Here is a 9,858-nt window from a genome sequence, read left to right as displayed (position 1 = left end):
CAAATGTACATGATCTTTTCCTACGCTACCTTGTACTATTGTTATTTTTCTTGCTTCACATCCTTGCCTTATCAAATCTCTCAATCTTTCTGCTATTTTTCCTCTTAACATTTTATATCTATATTTTGTTACCCATATTACATGATATTTTATGTCATATATTGTATGACTACTTCTTCTGTATTCTACCATTTTTATCACCCCAACACTATTATACCACTATCATGCAGCTTCGCTGTTTGCTAAAGCTACCCGACTGAAAGTCGGGGGATTTAAACCTGGCACATGGAAATTAAAGCTTAACATTATACTCCACCCCTTCCCATTGCCACTCTTTATCTATAAAATTCAAGTTCATAGGCAAGCTGTTCTATGTCTTTATCTGTGTTGTTTATAAAATTCTCTATATGAAGAGTTATTCCAGTATTTGAACCTCCTCCTTGTAATTTTTGAAGTGCCTTTGCCAAAATATCATCTAACCTATCTATTGGAAGAACTGCTTCTGTTCCTGCTTCACCAACTCCAATGATACTTGGTCTATTGAAAATACCACCCTTCGCATACCAATTGACACTAAACCTTGGTACACTGGGTGATTTAGACTAAAGTCTCCTTTTAATTTAAAATGAGGTAATTTAATTTTAGGAATTTTAATTTCAGGGATTCTTAAATTAGCAAAGAATCTGTAAATAGAATCAATAGCATTTTTCACAGTATTCTTCGCTGCAATAATAGGGGTTTCAATAGCAGTTTTGATTCCTCTCCAGACATTAGTGATCACCGTTTTTATTCCATCTCAAAGATTCTTTGTAAGACTCTTTATTCCTTCCCATACCCCTTGCCAATCTCCTTTTATAAGACTGGTTACAATTTTGATTACATCTTTAATCACATTTAAAGTAGTCTTTACAATGTTTGCTATTATATTAAAGGCTGAAAATATAACAGCTACAATATCATCTCCATATTTACTCCAAACTCCCATGGAAAAATCTATAAATGCTTCAAATAATCCTTTCAAAGCATCAATAATTGTTCCTATTATGATCTTTACTTCATTCCATGTTTTATTTACTACATTTCTAAATTCTTCGTTATTCTTATATAGCACCACAAATACTGCAGTAAGGCCTGCTATAGCTCCTATAATAATTCCCACTGGACCTATGAAAGCTGTAAAAGCAGCACCTAAAGCCTCACTTGCTCCACCTGCTACACCAAGAGCAGCCCCAATTTACCCAAAGGTAGAAAAAAGAGTTCCCCCTACGGATACTAATTTTCCTACCACCGTTAATACTGGTCCAATGGTTGCTGCAACAAGAGCAAGTTTTAAAATCATATTCTGCTGTGCTGAAGAAAGGGCATTAAACTTCTCAATGATACCCGTTATACCTTGTATTAGTTTTTGAATGGCTGGCATTGCACCTTCTATTGATTCTAAAAGTTTCTTTCCTAATGGTTCTAAAGAAACCATCATTTCATTTTTGAGTACTGCAAACTTATCTGCTACTGTTTCCGTATCCTTAGCTGCTTTTTCTATTGTTTCAGGACTTGTCTTTATACTTTCTATAAGTTCATCAAGGTCAAGTCTCCCTTCTCTAATAGCTGCTGCCATATCTGGGCCTGCCCTTACGCCAAACATTTCAAGTGCCATGGCATTGGCTTCACCAGCAGTACCTGCTTCTTTAATGCGGGTAATCATTTCTGAAAGTGCCTTATTGGGTTCACTTATACCTTCCTTAGCCATTTTTCCAAGAGCAATCCTAATTGAACCAAGTACAAGTTCAATATTTACCCCTTCCTTTTTCAAATTTGCCAAGCATAGCTGCTGAAGTCTTCCAATCAAATCCCATCTGTCTTAATGGTCCACAAAACTGTGTCATAAGCTGCTGTAATTTCCCTACTCCGATACCTGTACTTTGACTGACTTTAAAGGTATAGTCTAAGGCATCTCCATACTCTTCTGCCCCAATACCAGCATCTTGAAACATCCTAGTTGCTGCAGGGATAAGGGTATTCATATCTTCTCCAGTGATTCTGGCAAGCTTTAACATTTGTAATGATAATTGTTGTAGGGACTTGCCAGATAGACCTGTTTTTGTATTAAGGTCAGCAACCACTGTACTGGCATCTTCCATACTTGTATTAAATGAAGTGTACACAGATTTAAAATCTTCTTCTAGTCCCTTTAAGGCTTCACCAGTTGCCCCAGTACCAATACGAATGGTATTATGAGCTGTTTCAAAATCATTAGCAAGCTTTACAAGTCCTGTTCCAGCAGCAACAATAGGAGCCGTTACAGATATAGATAGTTTTTTGCCTACACTTGAAAATCCATCTCCTATGTTTTTCATTTTGCTACCAATGCCTTCAAGGCTTTTGCCAAGCTTCGTAAACCCACTACTTTGAATCTCTATTTCCCTATTTACTTCATTAAGCTCATTTTCCATCTTGTTCATGTCTGCGATGGCATAATTAAGTCTAATTCTAAAATTCTCCGTAGCTTTAGCATCTGCACCTTTTTTCTCAACACTCTCATTATAGCTTCTTGTAAGGGCTGCTACTTTAGCCTTTTGAAGCTCCATTTGCTTATTTAAACTCTCTGATTTTAACTTCAATCCTTCTGTAGACTTTCCGAAATCTCCAAGTTTTGAACTGGCTGCAGCAAATTCACTTCTTATCACCTTTAGGCTTCTTTGGATTTTAGTAACACCCTCTTAAAATCCCTTATCGTCTAATCCAATCCTTGCAACTACTGAACTACCTCTACTTCTTGCCATTTCTACCCCTCACCTCCTCCTTAGAAGAGAATGTTATCTATGGTATCAAATTCTTCTTCATCTTCTATTCCATTGACTTTCTTATAAACTTTAAAAAGAGCCTGTAGCTTTTTAGGAGTACTCTCCCAGAACTGTTCTTCTGTCATCTTAAGAAGGTTTGTTCCCAAGTAAAAAAGCCACTCCCAGTCCCATGAATTAGAACCAGTGTGGCTATCTATTCCCCCATATTTTCTTCAGCCTCAGGCATTGCTGTGCTTAAAGCTTCATTAATAGCTGTTCCAATTCTCTCAAGGTCATTTACTTCTAAAAGTTCTCCAACCCCCTTAAGAGTAGCTGTTTCATCTTCAACTTTAATAGCTGCATATATTAATGCTCTTATGGCTTTTATCTTCATATTCTGTAGATCATCAAAGGCTTTATTTATATCGCCGTAAACTTCCTCTAGTTCACAGAAGGTATTCATATTAAATTTAAGCTCATATTCCTTGTCACCTAAGCTAAATTTTATTCCTTTATTTTTAAATTCTGATGCTTTCACTATGTTCACCTCCTAAAAAAAGACTCGCATTAGCAAGTCATTTAAATATAATATTATTATTTATTTCTACAAGCAAAACTTATTTTTTTCTCTTCTTTTTTAGTTTCATAATATCCTGAACCATAATTAACAAATATTTGATCTAATTCAATAGGTGAATAGCCACTTATTTTTGATATTGCTTCAACTGCTATAATAGCTTTTTTGTCATTCCCTTTGAATCCAAATTCCCTTTCTAAAACATTTTTAACTTGTCTATCTGGTTTAACTGTATTAATGCCAAAATTCATTCTTAAATGCTGAAAAGTTGCAAGCCCTACATTCTTTATTCTTCCAATAATGTCCTTCTCATATTTATCAATATTTACTTCTAATGCCCATTTGTTCATAACTAAATAGTCATCATTAATTTTATATTTATCTTTTAACACGTTTATTGCTTCTAGTAAATCTTTCACTATTTGATATTTTCTAGTATCATGTGGTCCCCAAAAACTAAAAAATTCTTTCATAGATAATCTATTTACTATATATTCCAATTCATTAAAAGTAGATAACCTTGTTTTTTCTATTCTTTTTATATGAGGCTCCACATGAGTAACATATTTCCTATTAATCGATAAAACTACTTCAATAATTGCAATTGCTGGTCTCTCCTTCTGATTCCTACCATAGCTTTTGGCTTCTATACTTGAAGCCTCACCTATTGTACAATTTGGGTATCTTGAATATAAATGAGAATTTAGTCTTAAATATAAACTTCTCAAATATTCAACTTTTTCAATAATCTCTTTGTCTCTTATCAATCCCTCACCACCTATATTATTTATGCTGTAATACGTGATAATAAAGAATATACTCCAATGACTTAGTTAAAAAGAATAATTACCCTTCGGGTTATTAAAATTAATAACCTCTTTTTGTCATGCCAATTTTTAGTTGTTTAATTATAATGTTTTATTCAATTTTCCTACTTGACATTTAATAGCTGGTCTTTTTTGTTAATAAATAACTCATACTATAATTATTTTATATCACAATATATATGAAAACTCAATAAATTTATACTCCTTCAACTGGCTCATCTGGCACAGCTGTAAACCATGAAGTAATAATTGTCTGATCGACACCTGTCTGATCCTCATCAGCAATGAACCTATAGTTTCCGTCATAATCCCTTTCAAAGAAAGTCCCCTTTAGTTTTGCACTTTTAGGTTGTGGCCTTTCTGCTTCGGTATCATACTCATCTGATGCCAGTTCAAACTTCCCTTTTAAAAGCCAAACATAGCGATACTTCCCATTATTTTTCTTTGATTTAAATCCTAGTGCTAATGTAGGTGGAATGTCTTCCTTACTTTCTATAAGTACTCCCTTTACTACCTTTGATCCTTGAAGCTTTGCTCTACTCTCAAGTGAAAGCTGATTTGCTTCTATTTCTACATCAACCCCCTCAAATGCTGTAATCACATCTTCTACTGTATCGTCAGAGTAGATATTCTCTGAACTCATTTTAGGCGTTAGTTTAGCACTGATTGCTCTTTCAAGCTTTGATTGAGTATCATAGGTTGCTCCTGTATGGTCATCTTTTGTTAATATTGCTATATGAATATTTCTAAGTCCTATTTGTCTTGCCATCTAACCTTCCTCCTCTATAATCTTTTAGCATCTTCAAAAATAGTTACATAATCTTCTGGTTTAACTTCTATGAGCTTCTCTGCACCATATTTTTTTTATAGTGCTTTAATTGCTGATATCTTGCCTTTTTTCATTTTTTCAGACAGTACAAAATTTATATCTTGAATACTTATCTCATCTGTTTTTATTTGACTCTTGGCACGATATACAGCTGCTAGCTTTTCTAGTTCTTCTGCTAATGCAAAATGTATGTCATTCATAATCTACACCTCCTTTCCTATGAGTAATTTAGAGCAAAGTCCTTGAGGATGCTGTTTATCACAGCAAGGTCATTACTAGATAGGCTCCTCCTAAGTCGTTCCAGTAATTCCTGCTGTTTATGCTTCAGGTACTTCCTGTTAAGATAATAACCATCTGCTACTTTTACCCCTCCGCCATAACGATCTCGAATTGTTTCTATGGAGTAAGAAAGCGATAGGATATCAATATCCTTTTTAATAGTTCTGATACTAACACCAAACTCAAAGGCTAAGTTAGCCATCGTATCTTGTCGCCTTTTGCATAAAACTTCTATGATTTCCATTCGCCTTTCATTTGGCCCCATCGCTTTCTCACCCCCTTTCCCTTTGCTCTGTGATTTAAGAATAAAAGTTAAATAGGAAGATTTATTTCTTATTTGAAAAATTTTTTATAAATTTTTAAAAAAAAATATTTCATCTGTTGAATTAATGAAGTACCACTACCTTTGCTTCTACTAATAGTTTAGAAGATTAAATAGGTGCTGTAGCGGACACCTCATGTCTGGTTGTTACAGCATAAAAACAGCCACTTGGTAAAATCACAAAACATAAAACACATATGAATATTTAGTTTAAAACCTTCAAAGCCTTTGATATCAACCTATTTCTTCTCTATCAACACCACCGTCTCCACATGTGTTTTGATAGAATGATGATAAATTTTCGCAGAAAAATAAGGGGTTTACCCCTTTTACCCCCTCTGCATTTGAAATTTATTTTTTAAGTAAAAAATACCTCATATGTTTCCATGTGAGGCGTATAATCTAGATGTCTAGTGACATCAATAGTATAAGATAAAAATTTGTGAAGCCTAATCCTCTTATATTTTATTTTCTTTGTAAAGATATGACATTTCCCTCATCATCATAAAAGGTAAATTCGGACAAATCTATATCTTCAGTATTGTATGATATATAAAAAGCTTTTTCATTATCTTTTAAATTTATATCTTTTAACGGAGTCATTTTGGGTAACTCATAAACTTGCATCGTTAATGTGTTCAATTTTAAAGCTTCTTGAGCCATTAAAAGCCCTTCTTCTTCTGATCTAGCACAGCTTATACATTCAGGTATATCTGGAAATGATATAGATATTCCATAAGCTTCTTCTTTTTCATCATACTCATTGTAATCAAAAATAGCATAATATCCTATTTTCATAAAATTTCCTCTAATCAACAATATAGTTTTTAATCATATTATTTATTTTACAAAATTTTCTGTCGTTTATTAAAATAAATATTAAAATTTCAAAGTCCAATAGAATCTATAAATTTGCTATCTACTGGACTTATTATAATATAGTATATTTATTTTTATATATTGTTTATTACAATTAATAACTAAACAGCAGATTTTAGAAATAAATTCTCTTGCTTAACAAGTTTTTCAACTAATTTTAATACTCCATCATTCTTGCCATATATAGTTACAGAAAATCCACCATCTATACTAACAAGAATATTTTTTTGGGGAAAGATTATTTGAACTGATGAAATATCATTTTTTATGATATATGAAATTATTTTATGAATCTCTTGCAACGATTTTGATCGAATATTTTTATATTCATACTCATAAAACTTAAATCTACTCTTTTCTTCAGGAAACTCTGTTAAATAAATTTCAGCATCATAATATGTAATCATTTTCATTATTATTCGACAAATCTTTTGGCTAAAATCATCTAAGTAATTTATCATAAGATATTCTTCCAATTCAAAATATCTATCACTGCTGATTTTCTCGGGTAAAAAATCAATATAATGATAAGATTTACTACTTTGTAATATTTCAATAAACTCTAATGTTTTTTCCATTACTTTCCTAACACCTTTCCATTTTCATGTAATTAAGAATAAAAGAAAATAGTTAATATGTTGCCATATTAACTGTTTTCTTTTATTCTACTTACTTCTATTATAGATAATTATCAATGTCTACGCCAATATTTTTAAGCTGTTCTTTAGCTTTCTCTATTCCCCAATCTTTTGGCCTTTCATTTTTAGAATTATATGTCCATTTACATCCTTTATTAATCCACTTTGCTCTTAACAGACGATATGCTATTTTTATAGGTATCGGCTCTATACTTTTTCTTATCAATTCATCTTTATCTACCTTAGCAACTTTAAAATCTTTTGATGAAAATTCTTTTAATTCATCAAATAAAATATCATCTTCAAATCCACTTTCATTTCCACAACAAGGGCAAATAATGCCAATACTAAACTCTTCTTTCAGTTCATATCCACATATAGGACAATAATACTTTTCCATGTACATCATCTCTTTTCATAAGATTATCTAATTCTACTTTCAAAATACTCAAAAGCTTTAATAGTTCATTTTACTACATTATTGTGATAATTTCCACTAAGAAAAAGGTGGAAATTACTACAAATCCCCACCTTAAATATTAATAAACATTAGTACTAATTTACTAGCATATATTTTAATACGGAAAACCTATTTCACTATTCTCAAATAATAGCTTATATACACTTGCTGAAGAACTATATGATGGTACTTCTATCTTTGACTTTAAACAGTCATCAGTTAAGATTTTTAACTTGTTAGCCTTAGAAAAAAGCCGGATCTTTTCTAGATATATTTTATGTTCATCAACAAAAGGTATAGTTTTTCCTTGAAGATTTATAGAATCATTTTCTAATGAATACTTAAAAAAGTGATATGAAATATACGGTGCTAGCAAAGAAATCATAACTTCTAATCGATATAATTGATGCCCTTTATTTAAATACAACTCAAATTCTTTGGTACCAATTCGTAAATTTGAATTAGATAAATCAATATGATAAGTAAAGGATTTAGAGTAGTTGAAATCTGTTAAATTTTCTATGTTTTCTTTGCTAAAATGTTCTTTTATATGTTTTAACCAGTAATTTTTATCTATATACTTATTTAACAAGTAAGAGAAATCATAATCACTGTATAAAGTTCTAATGGAATTACTAATATTGTCCATATGTATAAACTCCTTTAAATTAATCAACAGGATAACCGTGAATATTTCCTTTCGTATCTTTATGCACCTTTACTCTAGTTTCACCATTTGGACCAATTGGTCGACGGAAGTCATATACTCTAACACTGCCATCTGGTTTTACAGTAGTACCTCTTGGCCACTGTGATTTAGAAGAATCATTGTTATTGTGACCAGGTACATGCTTACCTTGTTTTCCTGCATCTACAGGTGGAACATCTGTATAATCTGGATCAGAAACTTTACCTTGATTTGGAAGCTTTTCACCAGGCTCAATAAAGTCGATTCCATTAGCCTTAGCTTTTAAGAATTCAAATGCATCTTTTACAAATGAACCAAATTCGTCTACAAAGATATCTACTATATCATTCCAAACGTCTTTTATATCATCCCAGTATATAGCAATTACTGCTGCTAAACCTAAACCAATTACAACATCTACTACATTACCAACTGGTACTCCTAAGGCAGATGCTAATGCAAGAAGTCCATATTCAACTGCAGCTGGTAAGTTTAATGCTGCTAACTGACTAGCTATACTTGAATTGCTTGCTACAGCCATATTATACATCATTTTCGTATTACTATCTACTTCTTTTTTTAAAGTTGTAGTTTGGTTTACATAATCTTCATCGACATATTTGATATGATATTCTAATAGTGAAGAATCTCCTTCTAAAGCTAAATGTTGAATATAACTTAAAAACACTTTCTTTGCTTCATCATCTAAATTTTTATACGCTTGAATGGCAAACTGTTTTTCATCTACTATTGTTTGTGTTATTCTATTTGGATATTTTTCTGAGTATGCATACACATTTACCGTACCTAAAAATATTGTTATTATCAAAATTAAACTCATAATTTTATTGAATTTTTTCATATATCATATACTCCTTCCTTTTTCTTCTAAATTGCTCTCTAAAACCTTAATTTAGTTTAAAATAAAGATTTGTAATACACTTTAATTTAAAACAACTCTCTGTGACTATAAAACATAAACAAGCTTGTTTACAAAAATTATTTTACCCCCCCATTCCAAATTTGTCAATAATTTCATTGTAAATATTTTCCAAAACAAATTGACAGAATATTTTTGTTTCAAATAAAAACCAGTCAAAGTGACCATACATCACTCTAACTGGCTCATCTTAAATCCTTTATTCAATTACAACTTCAACCTCTGTTCCATCAAGTAAACTTACTATTATCTTATCTCCCTCAAACACCGTCATCTTCTGGGCAATACTAAAGAATAAATCCATATCAAATTTTTCTATTGACTTTGCATTTTCTAGAATTTCTATAAACTGCTTTGACTTATATTTTACTAAAGCATTTTCACTTTTAAGTCCGTCCTTCCACTTCTCCATAAAGTAATCCTTACTTTCAAGGATTGCATTAAAGGTATTTACAAAGGCTTGATATAAAACTTTATCATCTATATGCTTATTCTCACAACCCTTTTTTCCCTTCACCTTATATTTATTATTGCATCTCCACACAATCCTTCTAAATCTCTCATCATTAGAATTCCAAACTTTCCTGCCAAAAACACTTCCGCAGTGTCCACAAATAACTCTTCCTGCAAAGGGATTTT

General features: G+C 31.7%; 18 protein-coding genes. All 18 read right to left on the bottom strand.

The genetic code is table 11. The features are described 5' to 3' along the window. On the bottom strand, window positions 1-192 hold a 192-nt coding region (gene tnpA, locus BUB36_RS17640; protein ID WP_131821348.1), incomplete at its 3' end, for an IS200/IS605 family transposase. 143 nt (window positions 193-335) lie between these two features. Beyond that, complete coding sequence (locus tag BUB36_RS20450) at window positions 336-467, bottom strand: hypothetical protein (protein WP_278247867.1); 132 nt, start codon at window positions 465-467, stop codon at window positions 336-338. A 17-nt stretch (window positions 468-484) separates the two neighbouring features. Next, window positions 485-781, bottom strand: a complete 297-nt coding sequence (locus BUB36_RS19185; RefSeq protein ID WP_084112126.1) for a hypothetical protein — start codon at window positions 779-781, stop codon at window positions 485-487. A 15-nt stretch (window positions 782-796) separates the two neighbouring features. After that, entirely contained in the window at window positions 797-1,159 is a 363-nt protein-coding gene (locus tag BUB36_RS19180) for a phage tail protein (protein ID WP_084112125.1), read from the bottom strand. Window positions 1,160-1,234: 75 nt separating this feature from the next. Further along, entirely contained in the window at window positions 1,235-1,810 is a 576-nt protein-coding gene (locus BUB36_RS20445) for a phage tail tape measure protein (RefSeq protein ID WP_131821346.1), read from the bottom strand. Next, window positions 1,785-2,684 (bottom strand): phage tail tape measure protein, encoded by a 900-nt coding sequence (locus tag BUB36_RS20440; RefSeq protein ID WP_084112123.1) that lies wholly within the window; start codon window positions 2,682-2,684, stop codon window positions 1,785-1,787. Before BUB36_RS20440 ends, BUB36_RS20445 begins: the two co-directional genes overlap by 26 nt. Before the next feature lie 116 nt (window positions 2,685-2,800). Continuing rightward, entirely contained in the window at window positions 2,801-2,947 is a 147-nt protein-coding gene (locus BUB36_RS19875) for a hypothetical protein (protein WP_165613134.1), read from the bottom strand. Window positions 2,948-2,994: 47 nt separating this feature from the next. Beyond that, window positions 2,995-3,318: a tail assembly chaperone gene (locus BUB36_RS17630; protein WP_073153335.1), complete on the bottom strand. Its 324-nt coding sequence runs from the start codon at window positions 3,316-3,318 to the stop codon at window positions 2,995-2,997. 56 nt (window positions 3,319-3,374) lie between these two features. Beyond that, complete coding sequence (locus BUB36_RS17625; protein ID WP_073153332.1) at window positions 3,375-4,124, bottom strand: hypothetical protein; 750 nt, start codon at window positions 4,122-4,124, stop codon at window positions 3,375-3,377. A gap of 256 nt (window positions 4,125-4,380) precedes the next feature. Further along, window positions 4,381-4,953 carry a major tail protein gene (locus BUB36_RS17620; RefSeq protein ID WP_073153329.1) on the bottom strand — a complete coding sequence of 191 codons (573 nt, stop codon included), beginning with the start codon at window positions 4,951-4,953 and terminating at the stop codon, window positions 4,381-4,383. A 95-nt stretch (window positions 4,954-5,048) separates the two neighbouring features. After that, window positions 5,049-5,213, bottom strand: coding sequence for a hypothetical protein (locus BUB36_RS17615; protein ID WP_242655904.1), 165 nt, complete (start codon window positions 5,211-5,213; stop codon window positions 5,049-5,051). Between the two features lie 17 nt (window positions 5,214-5,230). Then, entirely contained in the window at window positions 5,231-5,557 is a 327-nt protein-coding gene (locus tag BUB36_RS17610; protein WP_073153327.1) for an HTH domain-containing protein, read from the bottom strand. Between the two features lie 522 nt (window positions 5,558-6,079). Continuing rightward, window positions 6,080-6,412 (bottom strand): type II toxin-antitoxin system HicB family antitoxin, encoded by a 333-nt coding sequence (locus BUB36_RS17605; RefSeq protein WP_073153324.1) that lies wholly within the window; start codon window positions 6,410-6,412, stop codon window positions 6,080-6,082. Window positions 6,413-6,594: 182 nt separating this feature from the next. After that, complete coding sequence (locus tag BUB36_RS17600; protein ID WP_073153321.1) at window positions 6,595-7,071, bottom strand: hypothetical protein; 477 nt, start codon at window positions 7,069-7,071, stop codon at window positions 6,595-6,597. Between the two features lie 100 nt (window positions 7,072-7,171). Next, the gene (locus tag BUB36_RS17595) at window positions 7,172-7,531 is read right to left on the bottom strand and encodes a hypothetical protein (protein ID WP_073153318.1); all 360 of its coding nucleotides are present in this window, start codon (window positions 7,529-7,531) and stop codon (window positions 7,172-7,174) included. Between the two features lie 175 nt (window positions 7,532-7,706). Beyond that, window positions 7,707-8,240: a hypothetical protein gene (locus BUB36_RS17590; protein WP_073153315.1), complete on the bottom strand. Its 534-nt coding sequence runs from the start codon at window positions 8,238-8,240 to the stop codon at window positions 7,707-7,709. Window positions 8,241-8,259: 19 nt separating this feature from the next. Continuing rightward, the gene (locus BUB36_RS20035) at window positions 8,260-9,141 is read right to left on the bottom strand and encodes a hypothetical protein (RefSeq protein WP_073153312.1); all 882 of its coding nucleotides are present in this window, start codon (window positions 9,139-9,141) and stop codon (window positions 8,260-8,262) included. 277 nt (window positions 9,142-9,418) lie between these two features. Then, window positions 9,419-9,858, bottom strand: a 440-nt coding sequence (locus BUB36_RS17580; protein ID WP_207550853.1) for a zinc ribbon domain-containing protein, incomplete at its 5' end; no start/stop codon positions are given.

Origin of the sequence: Paramaledivibacter caminithermalis DSM 15212 (assembly GCF_900142245.1) — a bacterium.
Classification (GTDB): domain Bacteria; phylum Bacillota; class Clostridia; order Peptostreptococcales; family Caminicellaceae; genus Paramaledivibacter; species Paramaledivibacter caminithermalis.
The sequence above is the reverse complement of the archived record's forward strand: the minus strand, read 5'-3'. Positions and strand labels throughout refer to the sequence as shown.